The 25,379-nt window shown below is 66.0% G+C and carries 26 protein-coding genes; 19 read left to right on the forward strand and 7 right to left on the reverse strand.

Translation table 11 applies throughout. The annotated features are described in order from the left end of the window. Positions 1 to 88: 88 nt before the first annotated feature. The 7 genes from QTH91_RS11440 to QTH91_RS11470 all read left to right on the forward strand — a co-directional run bounded on the left by QTH91_RS11440 (position 89) and on the right by QTH91_RS11470 (position 8,243). Positions 89 to 919, forward strand: coding sequence for a helix-turn-helix domain-containing protein (locus QTH91_RS11440; protein ID WP_286660199.1), 831 nt, complete (start codon positions 89 to 91; stop codon positions 917 to 919). An 8-nt stretch (positions 920 to 927) separates the two neighbouring features. After that, positions 928 to 1,803, forward strand: coding sequence for a branched-chain amino acid ABC transporter permease (locus tag QTH91_RS11445; RefSeq protein WP_286660200.1), 876 nt, complete (start codon positions 928 to 930; stop codon positions 1,801 to 1,803). A gap of 9 nt (positions 1,804 to 1,812) precedes the next feature. Beyond that, positions 1,813 to 2,889: a branched-chain amino acid ABC transporter permease gene (locus tag QTH91_RS11450; RefSeq protein ID WP_286660201.1), complete on the forward strand. Its 1,077-nt coding sequence runs from the start codon at positions 1,813 to 1,815 to the stop codon at positions 2,887 to 2,889. After that, positions 2,886 to 3,716: an ABC transporter ATP-binding protein gene (locus QTH91_RS11455; protein WP_286660202.1), complete on the forward strand. Its 831-nt coding sequence runs from the start codon at positions 2,886 to 2,888 to the stop codon at positions 3,714 to 3,716. The genes QTH91_RS11450 and QTH91_RS11455 overlap by 4 nt, the downstream gene beginning before the upstream one ends. Positions 3,717 to 4,359: 643 nt before the next feature. Beyond that, positions 4,360 to 5,139, forward strand: a complete 780-nt coding sequence (locus QTH91_RS11460) for an ABC transporter ATP-binding protein (protein ID WP_286660203.1) — start codon at positions 4,360 to 4,362, stop codon at positions 5,137 to 5,139. After that, positions 5,136 to 7,031, forward strand: coding sequence for an AMP-dependent synthetase/ligase (locus QTH91_RS11465; RefSeq protein ID WP_286660204.1), 1,896 nt, complete (start codon positions 5,136 to 5,138; stop codon positions 7,029 to 7,031). Before QTH91_RS11460 ends, QTH91_RS11465 begins: the two co-directional genes overlap by 4 nt. 39 nt (positions 7,032 to 7,070) lie before the next feature. Beyond that, a complete protein-coding gene (locus tag QTH91_RS11470) occupies positions 7,071 to 8,243 on the forward strand; it encodes an ABC transporter substrate-binding protein (RefSeq protein ID WP_286660205.1) in 1,173 nt (390 codons plus the stop codon). Between the two features lie 340 nt (positions 8,244 to 8,583). Here the strand turns inward: QTH91_RS11470 and QTH91_RS11475 are convergent, their stop codons facing one another. Beyond that, positions 8,584 to 8,835, reverse strand: coding sequence for a hypothetical protein (locus tag QTH91_RS11475; RefSeq protein WP_286660206.1), 252 nt, complete (start codon positions 8,833 to 8,835; stop codon positions 8,584 to 8,586). A 57-nt stretch (positions 8,836 to 8,892) separates the two neighbouring features. Here QTH91_RS11475 and QTH91_RS11480 point away from each other — a divergent pair, with 57 nt between their 5' ends. Further along, positions 8,893 to 10,239 carry an amidohydrolase gene (locus QTH91_RS11480; protein WP_286660207.1) on the forward strand — a complete coding sequence of 449 codons (1,347 nt, stop codon included), beginning with the start codon at positions 8,893 to 8,895 and terminating at the stop codon, positions 10,237 to 10,239. Between the two features lie 91 nt (positions 10,240 to 10,330). Here QTH91_RS11480 and QTH91_RS11485 read toward each other — a convergent pair whose 3' ends face one another. Together QTH91_RS11485 and QTH91_RS11490 are read right to left on the reverse strand one after the other, a co-directional pair. Next, a complete protein-coding gene (locus QTH91_RS11485; protein ID WP_286660208.1) occupies positions 10,331 to 11,791 on the reverse strand; it encodes an NAD-dependent succinate-semialdehyde dehydrogenase in 1,461 nt (486 codons plus the stop codon). Between the two features lie 56 nt (positions 11,792 to 11,847). Beyond that, complete coding sequence (locus QTH91_RS11490) at positions 11,848 to 12,084, reverse strand: DUF3820 family protein (protein WP_286660644.1); 237 nt, start codon at positions 12,082 to 12,084, stop codon at positions 11,848 to 11,850. A 205-nt stretch (positions 12,085 to 12,289) separates the two neighbouring features. Here QTH91_RS11490 and QTH91_RS11495 point away from each other — a divergent pair, with 205 nt between their 5' ends. The 3 genes from QTH91_RS11495 (at position 12,290) to QTH91_RS11505 (ending at position 13,960) form a co-directional block, all read left to right on the forward strand. Further along, positions 12,290 to 12,715, forward strand: a complete 426-nt coding sequence (locus QTH91_RS11495) for an acyl-CoA thioesterase (RefSeq protein WP_286660209.1) — start codon at positions 12,290 to 12,292, stop codon at positions 12,713 to 12,715. Positions 12,716 to 12,824: 109 nt separating this feature from the next. Beyond that, positions 12,825 to 13,457 carry a DUF4124 domain-containing protein gene (locus QTH91_RS11500; protein WP_286660210.1) on the forward strand — a complete coding sequence of 211 codons (633 nt, stop codon included), beginning with the start codon at positions 12,825 to 12,827 and terminating at the stop codon, positions 13,455 to 13,457. Positions 13,458 to 13,627: 170 nt separating this feature from the next. Then, a complete protein-coding gene (locus QTH91_RS11505) occupies positions 13,628 to 13,960 on the forward strand; it encodes a hypothetical protein (protein WP_286660211.1) in 333 nt (110 codons plus the stop codon). A 33-nt stretch (positions 13,961 to 13,993) separates the two neighbouring features. On the opposite strand, the gene QTH91_RS11510 is transcribed toward QTH91_RS11505, so the two are convergent. Both QTH91_RS11510 and QTH91_RS11515 read right to left on the reverse strand, forming a co-directional pair. Beyond that, positions 13,994 to 15,154, reverse strand: coding sequence for an acyl-CoA dehydrogenase family protein (locus tag QTH91_RS11510; protein ID WP_286660212.1), 1,161 nt, complete (start codon positions 15,152 to 15,154; stop codon positions 13,994 to 13,996). 82 nt (positions 15,155 to 15,236) lie between these two features. Further along, positions 15,237 to 15,701 carry a CopD family protein gene (locus tag QTH91_RS11515; RefSeq protein ID WP_286660645.1) on the reverse strand — a complete coding sequence of 155 codons (465 nt, stop codon included), beginning with the start codon at positions 15,699 to 15,701 and terminating at the stop codon, positions 15,237 to 15,239. A 160-nt stretch (positions 15,702 to 15,861) separates the two neighbouring features. Here QTH91_RS11515 and lipP1 point away from each other — a divergent pair, with 160 nt between their 5' ends. The 7 genes from lipP1 to QTH91_RS11550 all read left to right on the forward strand — a co-directional run bounded on the left by lipP1 (position 15,862) and on the right by QTH91_RS11550 (position 23,018). After that, entirely contained in the window at positions 15,862 to 16,803 is a 942-nt protein-coding gene (gene lipP1, locus QTH91_RS11520; protein ID WP_286660213.1) for a LipP1 family hormone-sensitive lipase, read from the forward strand. A 326-nt stretch (positions 16,804 to 17,129) separates the two neighbouring features. Next, positions 17,130 to 18,635 carry a YncE family protein gene (locus QTH91_RS11525; protein WP_286660214.1) on the forward strand — a complete coding sequence of 502 codons (1,506 nt, stop codon included), beginning with the start codon at positions 17,130 to 17,132 and terminating at the stop codon, positions 18,633 to 18,635. Beyond that, a complete protein-coding gene (locus QTH91_RS11530; RefSeq protein ID WP_286660215.1) occupies positions 18,628 to 19,788 on the forward strand; it encodes an acyltransferase family protein in 1,161 nt (386 codons plus the stop codon). The genes QTH91_RS11525 and QTH91_RS11530 overlap by 8 nt, the downstream gene beginning before the upstream one ends. 18 nt (positions 19,789 to 19,806) lie before the next feature. Continuing rightward, positions 19,807 to 20,229 carry a GtrA family protein gene (locus tag QTH91_RS11535; RefSeq protein WP_286660216.1) on the forward strand — a complete coding sequence of 141 codons (423 nt, stop codon included), beginning with the start codon at positions 19,807 to 19,809 and terminating at the stop codon, positions 20,227 to 20,229. A gap of 32 nt (positions 20,230 to 20,261) precedes the next feature. Beyond that, positions 20,262 to 21,320, forward strand: a complete 1,059-nt coding sequence (locus tag QTH91_RS11540; protein ID WP_390367963.1) for a glycosyltransferase family 2 protein — start codon at positions 20,262 to 20,264, stop codon at positions 21,318 to 21,320. Next, the gene (locus QTH91_RS11545) at positions 21,317 to 22,690 is read left to right on the forward strand and encodes a glycosyltransferase family 87 protein (RefSeq protein ID WP_286660218.1); all 1,374 of its coding nucleotides are present in this window, start codon (positions 21,317 to 21,319) and stop codon (positions 22,688 to 22,690) included. The genes QTH91_RS11540 and QTH91_RS11545 overlap by 4 nt, the downstream gene beginning before the upstream one ends. Position 22,691: 1 nt before the next feature. Next, positions 22,692 to 23,018, forward strand: a complete 327-nt coding sequence (locus tag QTH91_RS11550) for a hypothetical protein (RefSeq protein WP_286660646.1) — start codon at positions 22,692 to 22,694, stop codon at positions 23,016 to 23,018. Positions 23,019 to 23,036: 18 nt separating this feature from the next. Here QTH91_RS11550 and QTH91_RS11555 read toward each other — a convergent pair whose 3' ends face one another. After that, the gene (locus QTH91_RS11555) at positions 23,037 to 23,321 is read right to left on the reverse strand and encodes a hypothetical protein (RefSeq protein ID WP_286660219.1); all 285 of its coding nucleotides are present in this window, start codon (positions 23,319 to 23,321) and stop codon (positions 23,037 to 23,039) included. Positions 23,322 to 23,492: 171 nt separating this feature from the next. Here QTH91_RS11555 and QTH91_RS11560 point away from each other — a divergent pair, with 171 nt between their 5' ends. Continuing rightward, positions 23,493 to 24,284 carry a TetR/AcrR family transcriptional regulator gene (locus QTH91_RS11560; protein ID WP_286660220.1) on the forward strand — a complete coding sequence of 264 codons (792 nt, stop codon included), beginning with the start codon at positions 23,493 to 23,495 and terminating at the stop codon, positions 24,282 to 24,284. 9 nt (positions 24,285 to 24,293) lie between these two features. On the opposite strand, the gene QTH91_RS11565 is transcribed toward QTH91_RS11560, so the two are convergent. Continuing rightward, entirely contained in the window at positions 24,294 to 25,376 is a 1,083-nt protein-coding gene (locus QTH91_RS11565) for a xylose isomerase (RefSeq protein ID WP_286660221.1), read from the reverse strand. Positions 25,377 to 25,379 lie beyond the last annotated feature (3 nt).

Raw genomic sequence — 25,379 nt, forward strand, 5'->3', positions numbered from 1 at the left:
GCGTTGCGCCGCTACCATCGGCCGCGAAAGCAAAGCGACAGGTAGTACCGGGGACACGCGCCGCCCAGTGGCGAGAGGAGACGAGTTCATGGACGACGACACTCTCGCGCGGAAGCAGCGCGGAGATCGCCTGATGTGGTTGACCACGCATCGCGTGTTCTATGCAGGGCTGCTCGGGCCCGTGCGGGAGCGCGTTCTGGGTGGCTGGAGCATTTACGTTTCGGCGCGTGCGGGCGAGCCGCTTCGCGTGTGCATCGGCGGCGGTGCCTGGCAAGAGGGCGAACTGCTGGTTGTTCCCCCGCATGTGCCCTGCCGGGTCGCCAGCAGCGGCCCGCTGGTGCTCAACCTGCTCATCGAATCCGAATCCGTCGAGCCGGCACGGCTGCCGCTTTTCCTGCAAAGCTGCGGCTTCGTCCATGCGCCGGTCTTCGTCGAACAGGTGCGCGTAGCGCATCGGCGATTGCTGGCCGCATCGGGCCGCGAGTCGTTCGAGCAGTTCGATTTCGATGACGTGTTCTTCGGCCAGCGACTGGCCCCGAGGCCGCTCGATGCGCGCATCGCCACCGTCGTCGATCGCATCAATGCCGATCCGGCCGCTACGGCCTCGGCGGAAGAGTTCGCGCGATCGGTGAGCCTGTCGTTCTCGCGCTTCCTGCATCTGTTCAAGGATGAGACGGGCGTCACGTTCCGGGCCTTTCGGGCTTGGAAGCGGGCTCGCAGCCTGCTGCGCCACGTGCGCCAACCGGCGCGGCTGACGGACATCGCGCTGGACACCGGCTACCCCGATTCGACGCACTTCAGCCATTCGATCCGCCAGGTCTACGGCCTGCGGCCGAGCGAGATCCTTGCCGGCTCGCGCCGACTGGCGCTGCATGACGACGTCAATCTTGCCCGCGCCGCGCGCGTCGCCATGCACTAGGTCGCGCGGTGCAGGTTCTCCAGCTTCTTCTCTCGGGCATCTCGCAAGGCTGCATCTACGGCCTGATCGCGCTGGGTTTCGTGCTGATCTACAAGGCCACCGAGACCGTCAGCTTCGCCCAGGGCGAGTTGATGATGCTCGGCGCGTTTTGCGCCTTCGCCGGCATGAGCGCATTCGGCCTGCCGTTCTGGATGGCGGCGCTGTTGGCGGTGTTGGCGATGGCAGCCTTCGGCGTGCTGCTCGAACTGGCGGTGATCCGGCCGGTGCTCGGCCAGCCGCAGTTCGCGATCGTGATGCTGACCATCGGCATCGGCTACGTCATGCGGGGGGTGATCACGATGGTGCCGGGCATCGGCACCGACACGCATGCGCTGGCCGTGCCCTACAAGGACCAGACCTGGAAGCTGGGCGGTCTGGTAATCAACGTCGAGCAGGCCGTGGTGGTGGCAGCCACGGCGGTTCTGTGTCTGCTGCTGTACCTGATGTTCCGCTACAGCAAGCTGGGCATCGCCATGCAGGCTTCGTCGCAGAACCAGCTGGCCGCCTACTACATGGGCATCCCGGTCAAGCGGCTCAACAGCCTGGTGTGGGGGCTGGCGGCGGCCGTGGCCGCCATTGCCGGCATGCTGCTGGCGCCCATCACCTTCGTGCACGCGAACATGGGCTTCATCGGGCTCAAGGCCTTTCCGGCGGCGGTGGTGGGCGGCTTCGGCAGCCTGCCTGGCGCCATCGTCGGTGGCTTGGTGATCGGCGTGGCGGAGTCCTTTGCGGGCTTCTACCTGCCTGACGGTTTCAAGGACACGGCCCCCTACATCCTGGTGCTGCTGATGCTGATGATCAAGCCCAACGGCTTGTTCGGCGAAAAGCTGCGCAAAAAGGTCTGAGCTCCACGCATGCGCTTCATCTTCAAGACCAGCTACGAGCAGGACATCCGCCTGGCCAAGCACGGCGGCCATGTCTTCTGGTATGGCCTGCTCGCCGTACTGCTGGCGGTGGCGCCCTGGATCATCGACGAGTACTGGCTGGCGCAACTCACCTTCGTGCTGATCTACGGTGTGGTGGGCCTGGGGCTCATGCTGCTGGCGGGCTTCACCGGGCAGTTCTCGATCGGCCATGCCGCGTTCCTTGGAACCGGTGCCTACACGCAGGCGGTGCTGGGCAACATGGGCGTTCCCTTTCCCCTGGCGATGGCCGGCGCCGCCGCGTTGTCGGCACTGGTGGGCGTGGTGGTGGGCCTGCCGGCCCTGCGGCTCAAGGGCATCTACCTGGGCATCGCGACCCTGGCGTTCGGGTTCATCGTCGAAGAGGTGTTCGCGCGCTGGGAGAGCGTGACGGGCGGCAATTCGGGCCTTCATGTGCAGCCACCGCAGTTCTTCGGCGCGCAGCTGGAGTCGGGCACGGGCTTCTATTTCCTGTGCCTGGTGGTGGCGGTCCTGAGCACGTTGGCCATTCTGAATCTGCTGCGGGCGCCCACAGGGCGGGCCTTCGTCGCCATTCGCGATTCGGAGATCTCCGCGCAGAGCATGGGCATCCACCTGGCGCGCTACAAGACGCTTTCGTTCGCCATCTCGGCGGCGCTGGCGGGCCTGGGCGGCGCGCTCTATGCGCACAAGCTGAGCTTCATTTCTCCGGACCAGTTCGGCATCTTGCAGTCCATCGATCTGTTGCTGCTGGTCGTGATCGGCGGGCTGGGCTCGGTGCACGGGGCCTTCCTGGGCGCGATCTTCCTCATCACCATGCCGCAGCTGATCGCGATGTCCAAGGACTGGCTGCCGCCGGTGATCGGCGAGGCCACGGGGCTGCAGGGCCTGGTGTACGGCCTGGTGCTGATTGCCTTCGTGCTGTTCGAGCCATTGGGCATCTATGGCCGCTGGCTCAAGATCCGCACCTGGCTGCAGCTCTTCCCCTTCTACCGGCGCGGCATGTTCAAGCGCCAGAAGTCCTTCACCAAGTCGGATCGACTCCGATGAGCGCGACGGTGCAAGCGCAGGGCGACCTGCTCCTTTCCGCGAGCAACCTGAGCGTGCGCTTTGGCGGTGTTCTGGCCGTCAACGGCGTGAGCTTCGACGTGCGGCGCGGCGAGGTGTTCACGCTGATCGGGCCCAACGGGGCCGGCAAGACGACGGTCTTCAACCTCATCAGCCGCATCTACACGCCGAGCACCGGCGAAATCACCTGGCATGGCGGCGATGCACCGCTGAAGCTTACGCAGCAGCCGCCGCACGCCATGGCCGCGCTGGGCATCGCGCGCACGTTCCAGAACATCGAGCTTTTCGAACATGCGACGGTGCTGCAGAACCTGCTGGTCGGTCGGCATGTGCATCGCCGCACGGGGTTCTGGCGCGAGATGCTCTTCACCGGCGCAACGCGCCGCGCCGAGGTGCATGCGCGCGAGACGGCGGAGCGGGTGATCGAGTTGCTCGATCTCCAGCATCACCGCGATTCGCTGGTGGCCGGACTGCCGTACGGCGTGCGCAAGGTGGTGGAGCTCGCCCGTGCGCTTTGCACGGAGCCGAAGCTGTTGCTGCTGGACGAGCCATCGTCCGGGTTGAATGTGGAAGAGACGGCGGACATGGCGTTCTGGATCCAGGACATCCAGAAGGAACTGGGCGTGTCCGTGCTGATGGTGGAGCACGACATGTCGCTGGTCTCCAAGGTGTCGGACCGCGTGCTGGCGATGAACCAGGGCGAGGTGCTGGCGACCGGGACGCCGCGCGAGGTGCAGACGGATGCGAAGGTGGTGGAGGCTTATCTCGGCTCCGTGGACGATGTGAGCAGCTTGCGGAGGGTGGCTTGATGTTTGGTGCTGTGGCTTGCTGCTTTGGCTTTGTCGGGGGGCGCCCGGGCTGCGCCGCCCGCCGCCGGCCGCCACTGCGCCGGTCGGCGCACAGCGCCGACTGCCCTGCGGTGCTCGTGCAACCGGCCACGCCGTGGAACTCGCTGCGTTCACTTCGTTCACTGCGCTCGAACATCCACGGCAAGCTGGAAGTTGACGCTCGCACACCCGTGCGAGCTTGGCCGGCTGCACTGCGCGCCTCGGCGGCACAGAGGCAGCCGGCGGCGGGCGGCGCAGCCCGGGCTTGGGGGTCCATCGGAGGCGGTGTTGCCCCGGTGAGCGTAGTTGCGCGATGCGCACAGAAGCATGGCACGACGCATCCTCTGCGTGGGTGGGCGGTGTGTGTCGGGGGGCGCCTCTGGGTCGCCGAGGAGCGCAGTGGGGTGGGCCTGCGCGCACGGGTGTGCGCGCTTCAACATCTGGCTCGCGGCAGTTGTCTGAGCGCAGTGAACGGAGTGAACGCAGCGAGTTCTGCCGCGCGGGCCCGCCGCGCGAGCACCGCAGGGAAGTCGGCGCTGTGCGCCGACCGACCCAGTGGCGCCCTCCGGCACGCATCGCCCACCCACGCAGTGGCAGCCAAATTCGCTCCAGAGCCAGCAACAAGATGAGCGCCGACACCCCCATCCTGCAACTGCAGAACGTCGAAAGCGCGTATGGCCCGATCAAGGCCATCCGCGGCGTCAGCCTGAAAGTCAGGCAAGGCGAGATTGCCACCGTGCTCGGCTCCAACGGCGCCGGCAAGACCACCATCCTCAAGACCATCTCCGGCATCATCGACCCGCGCAAGGGCAGCATCGAATTCAAGGGCAGCGACATCACCGCCAAGGATCCTGCCTTCATCGTCCAGCAGGGCTTGAGCCATGTGCCCGAAGGCCGCGAGGTGTTTCCGCTGCTCTCGGTGCGCGACAACCTGCTCATGGGCGCCTACACCCGCAAGGACCGCGACGGCGTGGCACGCGACGTGGAGGCGGTGTTCGGCTACTTCCCCATTCTTCGCGAACGCGCGGGCCAGGAGGCAGGGCTGTTGTCAGGCGGCCAGCAGCAGATGCTCGCCATCTCACGTGCGCTCATGGCCGCACCGCAACTCATCCTGCTCGACGAGCCCAGCCTGGGGCTCTCGCCCAAGCTCACGAAAGAGATCTTCGAGATCGTGGTGCGCATCAATCGCGAGCGGGGCACCACCATCCTGCTCGTCGAGCAGAACGCCAACATGGCCCTCAATGCCGCCGACTACGGCTACGTTCTGGAAAACGGCCGCATCGTGCTGGAAGACACCTGCGAGCGCCTTCGCGAGAAGGAGGACATCAAGGAGTTCTACCTCGGCATGAAAGAGGAAGGCGTGCGCGGCGAGCGGCGCTGGAAGAAAAAGAAGAACTGGCGATGAACTCCCGGACCACTCCACAGCGCCCCTACCGCGCCGCCGGCCTCTGGGATACCGCTGGCATCCAGCCGCGCACCGACATCGCCGTGCCCGGCGAAACCATTCCCGAAGTGTTCTGGAATGCAGTGGACGCCCGCGCCGACCAGGTGTGGATGCGGCAGAAGGAACTGGGCATCTGGCGCACCTGGACCTGGCGCCAGACCGGCGATGCCGTTGCCGAAATATCCGCTGGACTCATCGCCCTGGGCCTGGCCGCGGGCGAGTGCGTGTCCATCCTCTCGAACACCGTCGTCGAATGGGTGCTGGCAGACTTGGCCGTGCTCAGCTGCGGCGGCGTGTGCAGCGGCATCTATCCCACCGACGCGCCGGTGCAGGTCCACTACCTGTGCGAGGACTCGCGAACCCGCGTGCTGTTCGTCGAGGACGACGAGCAACTCGACAAGGCGCTGGAAGTGCGCGATCGCCTGCCCATGCTGGACAGGATCGTCGTCTTCGACATGGAGGGCCTGCGCGACTTCCAGGATCCTGGCGTCATGAGCCTCGACCAACTGCGCGCGCTGGGCCGCCAGCATCTGCAGGCATCGCCGGGCGCGGTGCGCGAACGCGCGGCGCTGTGCAAGCCCGACGACCTGGCCATCCTGGTCTACACCTCCGGCACCACCGGCAAGCCCAAGGGCGCCATGCACAGCCACCATGGGCTGGTCTATACGGTTCGTGGCTACAACACGCTCATCGCGCAGGACGAGCGCGACGAGCGCATGTGCTTCCTGCCGCTTTGCCACATCGCGGAGCGCATGGGCGGCGAATACTTCGCGCTCTACACCGGCTCGGTGCTCAACTTCGTCGAGAACCCGGAGACCGTGCCCGAGAACGTGCGCGAGATCGCGCCCACGGTGTTCACCGCCGTGCCGCGCGTGTGGGAGAAGTTCTATTCCGCGGTGATGATCGCCCTGAAAGAGGCCGGCCCCGTGCAGCAGGCCGCCTATGCATGGAGCATCGGCGTGGGCGAGAAGATCGCCGCCCGCGTGATGGCCGGCGAGCCGGTCGGCGGCTGGCTCAGGCTGCAGTTCCGGATCGCCCGCGCGCTGGCGCTGGACAACGTGCGCACGCTGATCGGCATCCATCGCGCGCGCTTCCTGGTCACTGGCGCGGCGCCCATCTCGCCCGACCTCGTGCGCTGGTACCTGGCGCTGGGCGTGCCCATGCTCGAGGTATGGGGCATGACCGAAACCTGCGGCGCCTCCACCGGCATGCCGGCCGCACGCATCAAGCCCGGCTCGATCGGACAGGCGGCCGGCTACAACGAAGTGCGCATCGACCCGGACACCGGAGAGATCCTGGTGCGCGGCCCCAACGTCTTCATGGGCTACCTGCATCTTCCCGAGAAGACCGCCGAGACCATCGACGCCGATGGCTGGCTGCACACCGGCGACGTCGGTGGCGTGGACGATGAAGGGTTCTTCCGAATCACCGACCGGATGAAGGACATCATCATCACCGCAGGCGGAAAGAACGTGACGCCCAGCGAGCTGGAGAACGAGCTCAAGTTCAGTCCCTACATCACCGATGCGGTCGTCATCGGCGATGCGCGGCCCTACCTGACCGTGATCGTGATGATCGACCAGGAGAACGTCGAGAAGTACGCGCAGGACAACGACGTGCCTTTCTCCAGCTACGAAAGCCTGACGCGCGCGGCCGAGGTGCAGGCGCTGATCCAGGCCGAGATCGACCGGGTCAATGCCAAGTTCGCGCGGGTCGAGCAGATCAAGAAGTTTTTCCTGCTCGAGACGCAGTTGTCGGCCGAGGACGAGGAGCTCACGCCGACCATGAAGCTCAAGCGCAAGCTGGTGCAGACCAAGTATGCGCAGCGCATCGATGCCATGTACCGGGCCTGAACCCAGCCCGCATTCGAATTTCAACCGAAGGAGACGAGCATGAAGGTCAAGCTAAACAGATTCTGGGCACCAGCCCTGGTCGCCGCACTGGCCGCCGGTGGCTCGGCCCATGCCCAGCAGGGCGTGGACAAGGACGAGATCCGCATCGGCACCATCCAGGACCTTTCCGGGCCGCTGGCGGGCTTCGGCAAGCAATCGCGCAATGGCATGCAGCTGGCCGTGGACGAGATCAACGAGCAGGGGGGCATCAACGGCCGCAAGCTCAAGCTGCTGGTCGAGGACTCCGGCTACGACCCCAAGAAGGCGGTGCTGGCGGCGCAGAAGCTGGTCAACCAGGACAAGATCTTCATCATGGCCGGCCACATCGGCACTGCGCAGAACATGGCGGCGATGCCGGTGCAGTTCTCGAAGAACGTCGTCAACTTCATGCCGATCACTGCGGCGCGCGAGATGTACGAGCCCTTCCACAAGCTCAAGTATTCGTTCGCCGCCACCTACTACGACCAGATCCGCCTGGCCCTGCCCAAGCTGGCGAAGGACAAGGGCGCGAAGAAGATATGCGCGATCTACCAGGACGACGAATTCGGCCTGGAGGTGATGCGCGGCGCCGAGGCGGGGCTCAAGACGATGAACATGGAACTGGTCGAAAAGACCTCGTTCAAGCGCGGCGCCACCGATTTCTCGTCGCAGGTGGCGCGCATGAAGGCCGCCGACTGCGACTTCGTGGTGTTGGGTACCATCATCCGCGAGACCATCGGCGCCGTCGGCGAGGCGCGCAAGACCGGCTTCAACCCGACCTTTCTGGGCTCGAGCGCGGCCTACACCGACCTCATCCACAAGCTCGGCGGCAAGGCCATGGATGGCGTCTACGCCACCATGACGGTGCAGAACCCCTATACCGATGAGCAGTCGCAGCCCATCCGCTTCTGGGCCAACAAGTACAAGACCAAGTTCAACGAGGACCCGACCGTGTTCTCGGTGTATGGCTACACCATCATCCAGTCGTTCGCGAAGGCGGCGCAGAAGGCTGGCACCAACCTGAACACCGACAGCTTTATCAAGGTGATGGACAGCATGACCTACGAGCCGGACATGTTCGGCAGCGCCAAGGCCACCTACACGGCCACCAAGCGGCTGGGCAGCGACCTGTCGAGGCTGTCGCAGATCCAGGACGGCAAGTGGAAGGTGGTGTCGGACTACGTGGCGCCTTGAGCCACATCGCTTTCAGGGAAATCCCCTGAGGCGGGCACGCCACTATTGCGGGTGAACCCGCGTCGTTCGCGGCGCGTGTTCACCTAGTCTTGGAGACAACTGACACGTCGCCCCAACAAAAAGAAAGGCGCTCAGATGCAAGTTGCAATCGGAATTGTGGCGGGGATGCTTGCCCTGCTGTGCGTGGTTTCGCTGGTCTACATCTACCGCCATCAGCGGCAAGCCGCCTCGGTCGATGCCGGTGAGCCGGCACCCGGGCGCCGGCTCGAATAGTTGGCGCGAGCAGTGCACCGGGCCGCATGAGCGGCGGCCTGCTCGTACCGCCAGAGGCGTCCTGGCCTCAGCCGGCGATCCGGTATCTCTCGATCTGGCACTCGTAGCTTCCGGGCTTCTCGGCGCAGACGCCGTAGCCGCCCGGCGGCGGGGTGGTGGCGGCGCAGCCGCCAAGACCCAGAAGAAGGCTCGAGAGACCAAGGGCGAGAACGAATTTGTGTTTGATCATGGTGCGCGCAACATAGCAGAAACCTTGACGCTGCACGCCGACTTTGTAGAGGTCGACGCGCTTTGGAAACAGTCCGTGACGCGACTGCACATACGTGGCTCCGATGACACACTGGCGAGACCTCGCCAGAACGCACAAGGAGCCATCATGAGGATCGGGAAACCGCACACCCACCGCAAGACATTCGCCGCTGCCGCCGTCGCCTGCCTGCTTGCGGCAGCGACCACGCTGCCGGCCCAAGCCGCCGGCGAGCCGGCCGCCAAGGCCCAGCTCGCCCCGCTCGTCGACGGCATGTATCCGTCACTCGAAAGCCTTTACAAGGACCTGCACTCGCACCCCGAGATCGCATTCCAGGAGGTCAAGACCTCGGCTCGCCTGGCCGATGAGATGCGCAAGCTCGGCTTCGAAGTGACGGAGAAAGTCGGACGCACGGGCGTCGTCGCCATCTACAAGAATGGCGCAGGCCCCACGGTGCTGGTGCGCACCGACATGGATGCGCTGCCGATGGAAGAAAAAACGGGCCTGCCCTACGCCAGCAAGGTCAAGACCGAATCGAACGGCCGCGAGACCTTCGTCGCGCACAGCTGCGGCCACGACATTCACATGGCCACCTGGGTCGGTACCGCACGCACGCTGCTGGGCATGAAGGATCAATGGAAGGGCACGCTGATGTTCGTCGCCCAGCCGGCCGAAGAGATCGTCTCCGGTGCCAAGGCGATGCTCGACGACGGCCTGTACACCCGGTTCGGCAAGCCCGACCTGGCCTTCGGCCTGCACACCTCGCCCGGCCCGTATGGCGTGGTCGGCTACCGGGCCGGCCCGGTCAGCTCCAACTCCGATGCGCTGGACATCACCTTCAAGGGCCGCGGCGGGCACGGCTCGGCGCCGGACAAGACCATCGATCCGATCGTCATTGCCGCGCACTTCATCACCAATGTGCAATCGGTGGTCAGCCGCGAGAAGGATCCGGCGCAGTTCGGCGTCGTCACCGTCGGGGCCGTGCAGGCCGGCACCGTGGGCAACATCATTCCGGATCAGGCGGTGCTGCGCGGCACCATCCGCTCCTATACGCCAGAGGTGCGCGAGAAGCTGCTCGATGGCGTGCGCCGCACCGCCAACGCATCGGCCATGATGGCCGGCGCGCCCGAACCTTCGGTCGACCTGAAGGCCGGTGGCGCCGCCATCGTGAACGACGCCGCCCTGGTGTCGCGCACCGTGCCAGCGCTGAAAGCGGTGCTGGGCGACAAGAACGTGGTGGAAGTGCCGCCCATTTCAGCCAGCGAAGACTTCTCGGAGTTCGCCAACGCCGGCGTGCCGGCCATGTTCTTCTTCGTGGGCGTCTACTCGCCCGACGACATTGCAGCGTCGCGCAAGCCGGGCGGCAAGCCGCTGCCGTTCAATCACTCGCCCTTCTTCGCCCCCGTGCCCGAGCAGTCGATCAAGACGGGCGTGCAGGCCATGAGCGTGGCGGTGATGACGGCCATGGCCAAGTAGCCGGGCGCCGCAAAGCGCACCTCCATCAACGAAAAAGGCCTCCCGCCCGCAAGGGGCGTGGAGGCCTTTTAGATTGGCGGCGGCTTGGGAATCAGGCCGCGGTCATCATCACGGCCTTGGCCACCAGGTAGGCCTCCATGGCTTCTGGGCCGCCTTCCGAACCGTAGCCCGAATCCTTCACGCCGCCGAAGGGCGCTTCCGGCGTGGGTGTGGCAGGCTGGTTGATCCACAGCATGCCCACTTCCATGTTGTGCATCAGCGCATGGGAGTTCTTGATCGAACGGGTATAGGCATAGCCGGACAGGCCGAATGGCAGGCGGTTGGCTTCGGCGATCGCTTCGTCCAGGCTGTCGAAGCCGCGGATCGCGGCGATCGGGCCAAAAGGTTCGTTGTTGAACACGTCCGCCTTGAGCGACACCTCGTCGAGCACCGTCGGCGCGAAGAAGTTGCCGCTGCTGCCGATGCGTTCGCCGCCGGTCAGGACCTTGGCACCGGTGGCTCGCGCGTCTTCCAGGATCTTGGCCATGGCGTCGAGGCGGCGCGAATTGGCCAAGGGGCCCATCTTGGTGGCGGCATCCAGGCCGTCGCCGACCTTCAGGCTTTCGGCGTGTGCAGCCAGCAGCTTGGCGAATTCGGCACGCACGCTGTTGTGGACCAGGAAGCGCGTCGGCGAGATGCAGACCTGCCCGGCATTGCGGAACTTGGCAGCGCCGGCAGCCTTGACGGCCAACTGCAGGTCGGCGTCGTCGCAGACGATGACCGGCGCGTGGCCGCCCAGCTCCATCGTGGCGCGCTTCATGTGCTGGCCGGCCAATGCCGCCAGCTGCTTGCCCACCGGGGTGGAGCCGGTGAAGGTCACCTTGCGGATGACGGGATGCGGGATCAGGTAGTTCGAGATCTCCGCCGGGTTGCCGTAGATCAGGCCCACCACGCCGGCCGGAATGCCCGCATCGACGAAGCACTGCAGCAGCGCGGCTGGCGAGGCAGGCGTTTCCTCGGGCGCCTTGACCAGGAAGGAGCAGCCGCTGGCCAGCGCGGCACCGAGCTTGCGCACGATCTGGTTGATGGGGAAGTTCCAGGGCGTGAAGGCGGCGACCGGACCGACCGGCTCCTTGAGCACCATCGACTGCGCGGCCAGGTTGCGCGAGGGAATGATGCGGCCATAGGTGCGGCGACCCTCGTCGGCGAACCATTCGATGATGTCGGCGCCGGCCACCGCTTCGAGGCGGGCCTCGGGGAACGGCTTGCCCTGCTCCATCGTCAGGATGCGGCCGATGGCGTCGGCGCGGTCGCGCAGCAGGCCGGCGGCCTTGCGCATCACGGCGGCGCGCTCGTTGGCGGGCGTCTTGCGCCACTTCTGGAAGCCGTCCTGTGCGGCGGCCAGGGCGCGGTCCAGGTCCGCGATGCTGGCATGGGCCACCTTGCCGATGACCTTGCCGGTGGCCGGGTTGACCACATCCAGCGTCTTGCCGCCTTGGGCATCGCACCACTCGTTGTTGATGAGCAGGCGGGTATCGGGGTAGGAGGTGGTCGTTTCGGTGGTGCTTGTCATGCCTTGAATCCTCGAGATGAAAGAGAAAGCGAAAGGTGGCGTCAGGCGCGGTCCGCTCAGCGCGGGACCGGCGGTATGCCTCGTCCGGCGCGCAGGGGCGCGAGCAGCGGTTTGAGCCCGTTGTGGTCGATCTCGTGCATCAGATGCAACAGCCGGCCGATCTCCCCTTCGGGAAAACCTTCGCGCGCAAACCAGTTCAGGTAGTTGCCGGGCAGATCGGCGATCAGGCAGCCCTTGTGCTTGCCGAAAGGCATGGGCAGGGTCACCAGGCGCTGGAGATCTTCCGGCTTCATCGCGTGCGAAGGGGAACGAATGGGAGGTTGTGGGCTCGAGTCCGCCAGCAGGGCGTCGAGCCTCACATCATAGGGCGTGTGACAAATTCCCGCCCCGCGGCGGTCGCCAGCGCGCCAGCCCGATGTGGCCGCAAGCGCCGTCAGGCTGGCAACATCGCAAAGAACTGCGGCCCTGCCGCCAAACGCATTGCAAACAGGATCGCTTATGCGCATCGAAATTCCCGAGAAGAAGAAGCTGGTGTTCGAGATGAGCATCCCCATCCGCTGGGGCGACATGGACGCGATGGGGCATCTGAACAACACCAGCTACTTCCGCTACCTGGAGGTGGCCCGCATCGACTGGATGAACTCGCTGAACACGCCGCCCTCGCCGGAAGGACACGGCATGGTCATCGTCAATGCCTTCTGCAACTTCTACCGCCAGCTCGAATACCCGGGAGACGTGCTGATGAAGATGTACGTCAGCGACCCGGCGCGAACCACCTTCGAAACCTGGGCAACGATGGCGCGCGCCGACGCGCCGGACGTCATTTGCGCCGCCGGCGGCGCGACCACCATCTGGGTCGACTTTCCCAGGCAGAAGGCCCTGCCGCTGCCCGACTGGCTGCGCGCACTGGCCAGCGCGGACTGACGCGACGCGGACTGATGCGGCCAGCCATGGCGTGGGCCGCTGGCCACACCCGACTTGCATGCGCTGCCGTCCTGCACCTGGAACGCCGGGGCCGGCGCAAAATGGCGCGATGCACTCCTCTTGGATAAGTCCGGTCGTCGTGGTTGTTCTGGCGCTGCTCGGTAGCGCGCCTGTGGCCATGGCCGAGGTTTTGCGCTGCATCGATGGCGCCGGCAAGGTGGCCTATACCGATGGCAAATGTCCTGCGGGATCCCGCGTCGATCGACCGGTGACGACCCAGTCGGCGGTCGAGGTCCTGCCAGACCCGGCTGCCGACGCCGCAGCCAGGCGAGAGGCCGCCCGCTCTGTGGCGGAAGACGAGCGCCTGGCTGCCCGGCAGGCAGAGGCCGCGCGCGCTGCGCCGGCCGGCCCGGTGGTCATCGACGGTCGCGGCAATCCTTCGGCCGCCGCCACCACGCGTGAGCAGGAGCGGGCCGAAGAGGCCGAGCGCTGGAGTCGGCAGACCGGCGATCCACTGGTGGTCGAGGAAAGCTGGGGCGGCGCTTACCCATATCCTTATGCCGGCGGCGGACGTCCGCCACCCCCGCCGCGAGACCAGCGTCCGCGCATTCGCGGTTGCGACGCCACCGGTTGCCACGACACCCGCGGCAATACCTACAACCGGCAGGGCCAGCTCGACCGCTACCAGAGCCTGGACAACAAGACCTGCAGGCCCGTGGGCACGACGGTGGTCTGCCGATAGCGGCAGGGTTTTGCGCTGCGAGCCGGCCTGACGCCGCGCGCGTTGCCTTGGCGCTACGCCCGTTCCGTGTCGCAATTCACAGACGGAAGCGTTCTTGAACGCGCCTTCAGTTTCTCTTAAGTGCGTGCCCGCAAACTTTTTTGCCTGTCCTTTTCCCAAACAGGTTTCTCATGAATGCGGTCACTGGCCGGTCCAATCTCTCGCTCGACGGCGCCCAGATGCGTCGCGTGATCGAGTTGCTCGAACTTCACGCCGAAAGCCCCACCCAGGCGCAACAGCTCCTGAACCAGATGGTTCAAGGCGAGCGCCTCCCTGCATCCCAGCACACCGCCATCGCCGCGCTGTTCGCGCTCGGCAATGCGCAGGCCGACCGCGCATTGAACGCCGCGTGCGCCGACGACGAAGCCGTCGAATGCCTGCTGCAACTGCGCACCCATGAAGCGCGCCTCGAGTACGTGGGCGGCGCCCGCCGGTCCGCAGCACGCACCCGCGCCGCGGCCTGAGCGCCCGATCGGGCGCGCGCACCTTGCGCCTGCCTACGGCCTCGGCGGCCGCTTGGCAATGCCCATGGTCTTGGCCAGGATGCCTAGCATGACTTCGTCGGCGCCGCCGCCGATCGAGGCCAGGCGCCCGTCGCGATACAAGCGCGAGACGCGGTTCTCGAGCGTGTATCCCATCCCCCCCCAGAACTGGAGACAGGTGTCGGCCACCTCGCGGGTGAGCCGCCCGGCCTTGAGCTTGGCCATCGAGGCGAGTTCCGTGACGTCCTGCCCTTCCAGGTACAGGTCGCACGCGCGGTAGGTGAGGGCGCGCAGGGCCTCGACCTCGGTCTTGAGTTCGGCCAGCTTGAATTGCACCCACTGCTGGTCCGCCAGCGTGCCGCCGAACATCTGCCGCTGCTGCGCCCATTCGATCGTCTGGGCGATGCAATCTTCGAGCGGCACCAGCGAACTGGCGGCGCACCACAGCCGTTCTTCCTGGAACTGCTGCATCTGGTAGACGAAGCCCTGGCCTTCCTCGCCGACGCGGTAGCGCTGTGGCACGCGCACGTTGTCGAAGTAAATGAGGCCGGTGTCGCTCGAATGCATGCCGATCTTGCGGATCTTCCTGGCCTTCTCGATGCCGGGCAGGTTCATCGGCACGATCACCAGCGACTTGTTGCGGTGCACCGGGCCGTCGCCGGTGTTGACCAGCATGCACATCCAGTCGGCCTGCAGGCTGTTGGTGATCCACATCTTCTGTCCGGAGATGAGGTAGTCGTCGCCATCCTTGCGCGCGTGGCTCTTCAGGCCGGCCACGTCGCTGCCGGCACCGGGCTCGCTCACGCCGATGCAGCCAACCACGTCTCCGGCGATGGCCGGTGCCAGGAATTCGCGCTTGAGCTCGTCGCTGCCAAAGCGTGCGAGAGCGGGGGTGCACATGTCGGTCTGGACGCCGATGGCCATGGGCACGCCGCCGCAGCTGACGTGGCCCAGCGCCTCGGCCATCGCCATGGCATAGGAGTAGTCGAGCCCCGCGCCACCGTACGCCTCAGGCTTGTTCAGGCCCAGGAGGCCCAGTCCGCCCAGCTTCTTGAAGACCTCGTGCGCCGGGAAGATTTCGGCCGCTTCCCATTCGTCCACGCGCGGGTTGATCTCGGCATCGATGAAGCGCCGCAGGGTCTTCTGGATCTCGAGATGTTCGTGGGTGTAGTGCATGAGGCTTGTCTCCAGCGGGCACTGTAGGCATGAGGCAGCGCGAACGCTTGCGGGAACTGGCTGGGGCGGCGGCCCCGCTCATTCAGAGCACGCGCGCGAGCAGCACCACCAGAAACACCGCGACGCCCAGCAAGAGGTTGACGAACACCAGTTGCCGGATGCCGCTCATCGCCGCGCCGGCATCTGGCCATTGCCTGGCAGCGACGGCCGAGGCCAGTCGTGGATAAAGGCCCAGGCGAATGCGCCCGAAGATCAGCATCATCACCACGCCGATGCCCAGCATCGCATGCACCGGCCAGCCCACGGCGGCCATGCCGCCCATGCCCATGATCATCGCGAAGCCGGTGACGAGCAGGACCACGATCGCGACCGTGACGCCCCGGAAAAAGCGGGCCAGCACGCCAGCCAGCAGCGGCAGCCGCAGCGGCGGCTCCAGCAACTGCACGGCGGCTGGACGCACGCAGAAATGCATGGTCGCCATCCCGCCCACCCAGAAGGCGGCGGCAAGCAGGTGCAGAACAAGCAGGAGCAGATGAACGAGGAGCATGGGCGTGGGGCGTGGGGAATGGCCGAGGCCGGCCGGGCAGGGCGCGTCGAAGAGCGGGCCCATCATCAGTGCCCGGTCGGTCTTGTCAAGCAAGGTGGCACCGAGGCGTTCCGACGTGCTTGGCTTTAAGCTGCCTTCTTCGCACCAGGAGACATCGCCCATGCTTCATCCCCAGGCCCGTGCCCTGATCGACCTGATGGCCGCGCGCGGCGTGCCGCCCACGCACACCCTCAGTCCGGAGGAGGCGCGCCGCCTGTACCGCGAGCGCCGAAGCTTCACCCAGCCCGATCCGCCAGACCTGGCTCGGGTCGAGGAACTCGTGGCGCCCGGACCGCATGGCGACATTGCATTGCGGCTGTATGCGCCCCAACCCGCGAGTGCGGGCGCGTTGCCGGTCCTGGTCTATTACCACGGCGGTGGCTGGGTGATCGGCGATCTGGACACGCACGACGTACTGTGCCGCCAGCTGGCGTTGGGCGCGGGTTGCGCCGTCGTGTCGGTCGATTACCGACTGGCGCCTGAGCACCGGTTCCCGGTGGCGGTCGATGACTGCGTCGCGGCGACGGCCTGGGTCTGCGAGCAGGCCGACAGGCTGGGGCTGGATCCCGCGCGCGTCGCGGTGGGCGGCGACAGCGCCGGCGGCAACCTGGCCGCCGTGGTGGCACTGCATGCGCGCGACCAGGGCGGACTGCCGCCGATCGCCCTGCAATTGCTGATCTACCCGGCCACCGACCAACGGCGCGGCGCTCCTTCCCACGCCGCCAATGGGGAAGGCTATTTGCTGACCCGACAGTCGATGGACTACTACCACGACCACTATCTGGTCGATGCGCGCAGCGACACCGACTGGAGGGCATCGCCGCTGTTGCACCAAGACCTGTCGAGGCTGCCGCCAGCGCTCGTCATCACGGCGGGCTATGACCCGCTGCGCGACGAGGGCCTGCAATACGCGCAGCGATTGACCGAATCAGGCAACCACGCCGTGCTGGTCAACTTCGAGCGCATGGTGCACGGCTTCATCCTCATGGGCAGGGCGCTCGACGAGGCCGATGCGGCCATCGCACTGTGCGTCCACGAACTGCGAAGAGTCTTCGCCAGGTAGCCACAGGAACGCGGCCTCGCCCGCGCCCCGTCTCGCCAAATGCCAACCCAGGGAGTGGGTCGGCCAGATTGTTGCGCCCATGCGACATACTGACCCAAAAGTGTGAACGGAACTTGCGTGTCAACTGACCTTTCAGCCTAGGCGCACAAGGTAGTGGCAGTTCCGGGAGCGATCGATACACTGCGACCCGTAAGCTGAAATTCTTACCTTTTTTCACCCTGGTACTTGAATTGTTGCGATGGGCGCGTTCTCCTTTCCAGCGTTCTCGGTGGTGAGCCATGTCGGCTAGGGTGGATTCGCGCGCCTTTTTTGGCTCGACGGGGGGCTTGTTCGCAACGCTGTGGGCGCTTGGCCGCCTACCGCTCGCTCTTTTCCTGCTGTTCCTCGCCCGCCGCCCGTTGCTGGACCTGACCGAGCAATACCTGGGCATCGAGCGAATCACGCATTTCGCCATTTCGCTGATGAGCACGCCCCTGGTGCGCGCCATCCTGTGGGTGGGGCTCGTGCTGGCGCTTGGGGCAGTCTGCGCCTGGTCGGGGCGCAAGCTGAACCCTTGGCGCGCGTATTTCGTGCGGATGGCCGCCGGCGCATTGCTCATCCTCGCGCTCTTCCACCACAGTGGCACCGCCCTGTGGAAAGCCGTGCTGCCGTTGCTGTGCCTGGCGGGCAACCTGCTGCCCGTGACGCCCGCCCAGCGTGTCGATCGACGCTGGTCGGCCTTCATGGCCATCGGGGTCGGCGTGGCCGAGACATTCTTCTTTCGCCGCTACGTCGATTGGTTCCGAGGCCTTCGTGACCACAACCTGCGCGAGGTGCGGCCTGGCACGCAGGCCGCTCGCTGGCCGGATCTCGTCGGGATTGCGTTTGCCGCAGGGTTGGCCGTGGCGCTGTTGTCCGCATCCGGACTGCTCGGTCTCGAGCGCGCCATCCGCATGCCGTCGAAGGTCGAGATCCTGCTGCAGGAGAACATCAACGGGCTTGCCCTCGATCCTTCGGGCCGCCACCTCTACGTGACCGGCCATGGCCTCGCGCAACTTCGGCGCATCGATGTGCTCGATCCCAAGCACCCCTTCATCGAATCGGACGCATCGACCGGTGGCGCCCAAGGCGTGAACTTCGACCCGGCCGCGGGGGAGCTCTACCTGTTCAATGTGAAGACGCGTTCGTTGCAGGTGTTCGATGCCGGTACGTTGGCGCTGCGCCGCGAGATGCCCTTGCCGGATCTGGCGCCGGGCGACCCGTGGGTGGCCACCGATCCGGTCACCGACACCTTGATGGTGGCCTCCGAGGCGGACGAACGCACGGGCTCCGCACTGCTGGTGGTCGACCGGCGAACCGGCAAGGTGCTTGACCGCCGCGACGAGGATGCCGGCAATGTCCTGATGCATCCCCAGGGGGGACGGGTCTATCTGAGCTTCTTCCGCAACATCAACCGGCTCATGCTCTACGACTTTCGCAAGCGTGATTTCGTTGCCGAGGTGGTGACGGATGCACGTGTCGACCGAATGGCCTTCGATGCCTCGCGCTCCGAGGTTCTGCTGGCTTCGCCGCTGCGCTCGGCGGTGCTGCGCTTCGATGCCGACACGCTCAAGCCGCGCGGGCAGATTCCCGGCATGTTCGGCGTGCGCGTCATGGCGATCGACGATGCGCGGGGTTGGATGGTCTCGGGCAGCCTGACGACCGGGCAGATCGAGGTCCGCAGCCTCAAGACCGGTGAGCACCTCAGGAGCATCTACCTCGGCCCCTGGCTGAGAAGCATCGTGCTCGACCCGCAGCGCGCGCTGGCGTACGTGTCAGCGAACGGTGCCTTGTACAAGGTGGCGTATGACTGAACTGAGCAGCGGCGGCCGGCAGGTCTCGATCCCGCGCATTCCGGCGCACGAGGCGGTGGTGCACGGAAGCTCGCATGTGCGCGCGCTCGACGGCATCCGTGGCGTGGCCATCCTGCTGGTGCTGATCTATCACCTGGGCAACAGCGTGGGCGGCGAGTTCGGGTTGCCGCGCATCTTCAGGCTGGCGGCGTTCGGATGGGTGGGGGTCGACCTGTTCTTCGTGCTGTCGGGCTTTCTGATCACCGGCATCCTCTACGACAGCAAGAGCCATTCGCACTTCTTCAAGAACTTCTACATGCGCCGCGCGCTGCGGATATTCCCTTTGTATTTCAGCGCGCTGATCTTCCTTTTGCTGTTGCGCACCGCTTGGCCGAGCCTGGGCCTGTACGGGCAGGCCAGCGACGGCTGGTTGTGGGTGTACCTGGCAAATGTCGTGATTGCGGTGCAGGGATTCGGCGCCTTCGGGCTGATGGATCACTTCTGGTCGCTTGCGATCGAAGAGCAGTTCTACCTGATGTGGCCGTTCGTGGTCTACGCGCTGGACCGCCGTGGGGCCATGCGTGTCGCATTGGCCATGTGCCTGGCAGCGCCGTTGCTCAGAACGATGCTGGCCGTGACCACCGACAACTCGCCTGCCATCTACGTGCTCAGCCCGATGCGCATGGATTCGCTGGCCATGGGCGCGCTGTTGTCGTTGGCCATTCGCGGGCCCGACGCGGTGGATCCGGGCCGGCTCGTGCGGCCGGCACTGTGGACGGTGGTCAGCGCAACGGTGGTGGTGGCGGCGATCGTGCTGGCAACGCGCGACCTCTCGGCGCACTCGTGGGCGATGGAGACCTTCGGGCTGTCGGCCGTGTCGATGATCGGCGTGTCGCTGATCGTTCTGTCGCTCGCGTCGCCCGTCAAGCGATTCTTTGAGCATGGGGTGCTGCGCTGGTTCGGAAAGTACAGCTATGGCCTCTATGTCTGGCACCCGATTCTCTGGATGATCATCTTCCATTCGAACTGGGCGCGATCGCTCCGCGGCAGCAACGAGACCGAGGCGATGCTGATCTCGCTGGCGGCGGCCATCGGCCTGCTCCTGGTCTTCGTCATGGGAAGCTGGCACCTGATGGAAAGCCAGTTCCTCAAGCTCAAGGTTCGATTTCAGTAAGGGGCGACAGCAATGCCGATGACCAAGACGTTGCAAGTCGCCGCGGTGGAGGAAAGTCCGAACGTGTGGCGAGTGTTCCTGCGTTTCGCAAGTGCCGGTGCCGTGGGCACGACAGCGCATTACCTGCTGCTCGTGACGCTGGTGTCGGGCCTGGGGGCATCGGCTTTTGGCGCATCGGTGGCCGGCTCTTTGCTGGGCGCGCTGGTGAACTACCTCATCAACTACTTCTGGGTGTTTGCCACCCGCCCGGGCCACCGGCATGCGTTGCCGCGCTTCTTCGCGGTGGCGGCCGTCGGGCTCGGCGTGAATGCCTTGGCCATGTACCTGCTGGTGTCCGTGGCGGCCTTGCACTACCTGCTTGCGCAGGTGCTCGCAACGCTGCTCGTGCTTGGCATGGGATTCCTGCTCAACGCGAATTGGACCTTCAGGGGAAAGCCATGAACAGCCGTACCAGCCTCGAGCACACCGCGCTCATGCAATCGTCTTCCGAAGACAAGCGCGCGCCCCTCATCTCGGTGGTGGTGCCGGTGTTCAACGAGGAAGAGGTTGTCGAAGCCTTCCACGCCCGGATGAGCCAGGTGCTCGACGAGATCGGTTTGCCGTCGGAGATCGTGTTCATCGACGACGGCAGCACCGACGCCACGCTGCCGGCATTGCAGGCCTTGCGCGAGCGTGATGCGCGCATCGCAGTGCTCAGCCTCAGCCGCAACTTCGGCAAGGAGATCGCGCTCTCGGCCGGCCTGGACCATGCCGCGGGCGACGCGATCGTGGTGATCGACGTCGACCTGCAGGACCCGCCCGAGCTGGTCAAGCAGTTCGTGGAGAAGTGGCGGGAGGGCTACGACGTCGTCTACGGCCAGCGCATGCAGCGCGATGGCGAGTCGGCGGCCAAGAAGCTGACCGCCTACCTCTTCTACCGCGTGATGCGAAAGCTGACCCGCGTGAACATTCCCGAAGACACCGGCGATTTCCGGCTGATGAGCCGGCGGGTCGTCGATGCGCTCAAGAAATGCCGTGAACATCACCGGTTCATGAAGGGCCTTTTCGCCTGGGTGGGCTACAAGCAGTTCGCCTTGCGCTATCGGCGTGATGCCCGTGCCGCCGGAACCACCAAGTTCAACTACTGGAAGCTGTGGAACTTCGCGCTGGAAGGCATCACATCCTTCACGACCGCGCCGCTCAAGGTGGCGACCTATGTGGGCTTTCTGACGGCGGCTGCCGCATTCGCCTATCTGATCTGGATCGTCGGCAAGACGCTGCTCTGGGGTGAGCCGGTACAAGGCTACCCCTCGCTGATGGCCGTCATGCTGTTCCTGGGCGGCATCCAGCTCGTGACCATCGGCGTGCTCGGCGAGTATGTGGGACGCATGTTCGACGAGACCAAGGGCCGGCCTTTGTACATGCTCAAGGAAGCCTGGCCTTCGGACCGCGGCGCCGACAACGTGCCCGACGTGTTCGGCGGCATCGCCGGTTCGGCGTTTTCGCATCCGGCGCTGGTCGGCGCATTGCGCGGCGAGGAACGCCTGCCATGAAGGCATTGCTGGCGCAGGTGCTGCCGCTGATCGGGCTGTTGATCGGCCTGGCCGTGTTCCTGCGCTGGCGAGCGACGGGGCGCACCGTGCCGATCCTGCCGGTTCTCGGCGCGTGCGCGCTGATGGGTGTCGGCCTGTTCGCCGTCTCCGATCCGCCGGGCCTTTTCGAGGACTTCCGCGACGCCTATTTCGGCGCTGGCGTCGCCCTGCAGCAGGGGCCGGCGGCGCTGGGCCCCATGATCGACAAGGGCACCGACGGCTTCGTCAATCTGCCGATCATCGCGTATGCGTTCTGGCCCCTGGGCGCGCTGTCGCTGCACGCGGCGATGGTGATCTTCTCGTTGGCCGGCGTGGTGTGCGTCCTGGCGGCGTGGCTGGCGCTGGTGCGCGGGTTGAGCCTCGACCGCACTTCGTCGCTTGCGCTGCTGTTCGTGTTCGCATGCTGGGGGCCGCTGGCCTACAGCGTCAGGGAAGCCAACCTGACCCACTTCCTGCTTTGGCCATTGGCTGCGTCAATGCTGATGCTTCGCCGGGGCGAGGACTTCCGTGCCGGTGTGCTTCTGGGCCTGGCAGCGCTGGTCAAGCTGCCACTGCTGCTGTTCGGCGTGTATTACCTCTTCTTCGGACGCTGGCGCGTGGCGCTGGGCGGGGCCTTGACTTGCGTCGCGGCTGTGCTGGCTTCGCTTGCCGTGTTCGGCTGGGACATGCACGTGCGTTGGTACGAGGCCTGCATCCAGCCCTATGCGAATGACCCGATGCCGGCCTTCAACGTCCAGTCGGTGCAGGCTTACATCAGCCGCTTGCAGTTGGGCGCGTCGGGGCTGTTCCAGTGGAAGGTGGTGCCGTTGCACGGATGGGCGCCCATGCTGTCCAAGCTTCTGGTGGCGCTGACCTATGCAGGTGTGCTGGTGTTTCTCTGGCATGCGCGGCGCCTGAGTGGCGCGACAGCGGCTGGGGCGCCCGGCCAGAACGGTATGCTGGCCAGCGATGCCGAATTCATGCTCGTCATGGCCCTGGCCTGCGTGACGAGCCCACTGTCCTGGTCGCACTACTACTGCTGGTTCCTGCTGCCCGCTGCCTTCTTCCTGCGGTCGTTGCAGCAGCCTGCCGCGCCGTCGCGTCCATGGCGCGGACTGGGCTGGCTGGCGCTCGTGGCCTGCGCGGCGCCGGTCGTGACGCTGCGGATCGATCCATGGTGGCTGGCCGAGATCCACGCGCGCTCGACCACGTCCGTGCTGTTGTTCGCCGGTCTGCTCTGGATGCTCTGGCTCGGCTTGAGCCTGCGCGCCATGCAAAAGCACAGCCCGAGTCAACGCAGCAGCGCCGAGCGAAACGGGCCTCAAACCGGCTATTTCAGCCCAGAGGGTTGAACTGCCGCGCAAGCCGCACTATTTCGTCTACGTGGTCGAACTGGACGACCGCGTGTGGAACAGCGCGCGGTTCCGGCGCGCCAATCCGCTCTGGCAATTGGGCAAGCCCTTTGTCTACGTCGGCATGACGGGACTGGACCCGGATGTCCGCTTCGACAAGCACAAGGCGGGCATTCAGGCCAACAGCTATGTGCGGGACTACGGCCTGCATTTGCTGCCGGCGCTGTACGAGCGCTACAACCCCATGCGCTACGACGAGGCGCGAGACATGGAAGTTGAGCTTGGCATCGCGCTTCGCGCCAAAGGCTACGGCGTGTGGCAGGGCTGACCCTGCAGTCTCAATCGCTCAGCGCGTTGGCGCGGGGCCGAAAACGAACTGGCAGTCGGCAGGCAGGGGCCAGATCCGCACCATCTCGCATCGCAGGGAGTCGGTGACCGGCCCTGCGGCCAGAATGCCCGCCGCGTCCGGAAGGAGCGTGCCGGACTGCGCATCGGCCTGGTCCGCCCAAAGCAGCGCGAGCGCGGCGCCACCTGCGACGAGGACGGCCAACAGCACGGTCATCCAGCGCACGGGCCGGCTTGCCGTCGGCTGTCCAGTGGCGAGCGTTTTGCGGTGTGGATGTTCAGTCATGGCGGGCTCCTCGATCGGAGCCTTGAAGGTAAGGCTGCGGGCAAGTCCGAAGTGGAGGAAGATCGCGCGGGCGCTTGTCGGACGCTGCCTTGTCGCGCGGCCGAGGGGCGTCGTCGGCAGCGTCGACAATGGCAGACAATGCCTGCCGACTCATCCAAACCGACTCGCCGCTTGTCCGACCGATCGCCACCCCCCGCCCGTCGCGCCTCGGGCAGCCTCGAGCGCACGGCCCCTCCACCCAGCGAGGGAGGCCCGACGCGTCGCGGTGCGCCGCGCGAGCGCTCGGAGCAGATGGAGGCACGCATCCTGGCCTCCGCCATCGAGGAGTTCTCGGAGTACGGCTTTGCAGGCGCGCGCATCGAGCGCATCAGCCAGCGCGCCGGCACGGTGGACCGGATGCTTTACTACTACTACGGCAACAAGGAACGCCTCTACCAGGCCGTGCTGGAGAAGATCTACGCCGACATGATCGGCGAGCAGCGGGCCTTCGTCACGCCCGACGATCCTGTGGAAGGCATGCGCCGCCTGGTGCAGCACTCCTGGGACCACTACGAGTCGCACCCCCACCTGGTGCGGGTGCTGATGAACGAGAACCTGCTGCGCGGCAAGCACATTCGCCAATCCAGCCAGGTGACGCGGACGTCCTTCCCGCTGGTCGAAACGGTGACGAGCCTGCTCGATGCCGGGCAGGCGCAAGGCCTGTTCCGGCGCGATGTATCGGCAGAGCACGTGCTGATGACCATCATGTCGCTGGGCTTTTTCTACATCTCCAACCAGCACACCTGCTCCACCTGGATGGGCGGCGACCTCATGTCGCCTGCGCGCCGGAAGGCATGGCGCGAGCACATCTGCGACGTGGTGCTCAGCGCCCTGGCGCCGACCGCATCGACTGCGCCGACTGCACCGAAGAAGGCCACGGCTGCAGCGCCGCGCAAGGCTGCGGGGCGTCGCCGGCCGGCTTAGCCCGCTGGCCTAGCGCGCCGGGGCGGTGGCGCTTTCTTCCGCCCAGACCTGGCGCACATGCCGTGCGATCGCGGCGTTCTGCCCGATGAGCGAGAAGCGCGCGTTGTGCGCATAGTCGGGCAGGTTGATCATCTCGGTGGTGATGGCCGCCAGGCGCGAATCGGCTCGGCGCGCATGGTGCGCGAGAACCTTTCTCACGACTGCGCGCGTGCAGTCGAGCGCCGAATCGTCCCAGCTTGAATGCCACTCGCCGGGCATCGGCTTCTCGAAGGGATAGAGGATGCCGCGGCCCGGCTCACCGGCCCGGTACTCGAAGATCGAATGCGTGGGCACGGCCGCCACGGGTTGAGTGGGGTCGAGCACCGACCAGCGGTTGCGTGGCCCGTTGGGCGCCACGGAACGCACCTGCAGCCAGCGCACGATGCCCATGTCCAGCCATTGATCCACCAGACTGCCAGGGCGGCGCGGATCGAGTTCGACCTTGCCGGACGCGACGTCATCGGTCAGGCCGCAGATGCGCAACTCCTCTTCGTTGCCCATCTTGAAGATCACGTGGCTGTAGTCCAGCGTGAAGTTGAACGGCACGCCGCGACGGCGGACCGCTTCGGCCACGGGTGCCACCCGGCGCGGGTCTTCGCTCCACATGTTGACGTGCAACTCCAGCGTCGGCTCCACGCCCAGCGGCATGCCCAGGTCGTAGGCGCGCAGGTAGAAGTCGACCACTTCCTCGTCGTCGATCGGCCGCCCCTTCGCATCGTGCCAATGCACCATGATGTTGTGCAGCGTTGCACCCACCTTCGCCGCCAATTGCAGCTTCTGGGACAGCAGGGGTTCGTCACGACCGAGGGCATAGAACCAACTGGCCGTGCCGACCGGCAGCTTCCAGCGTTCGATGCAGGCGAGGTAGGTGTCGACCTGGTCGGGCATCGGCAGCCGGTCGAAGCTGTCGAAGACGCCGGCCTCGCTCACCAGACGAAACTGCTCCTCGATCGACGGCTCGACAAGCGAAACGGGTGCTGCGGGCGACGAGGCCTGCGCCCCGCGCCCGTTGCAGCCGATCGGCGGGAGCGCCGCCGCTTTGGGCGATGGCATGCC

Source organism: Variovorax dokdonensis (assembly GCF_030316895.1).
In the GTDB taxonomy this organism is placed as follows: Bacteria; Pseudomonadota; Gammaproteobacteria; order Burkholderiales; family Burkholderiaceae_C; genus Variovorax; species Variovorax dokdonensis.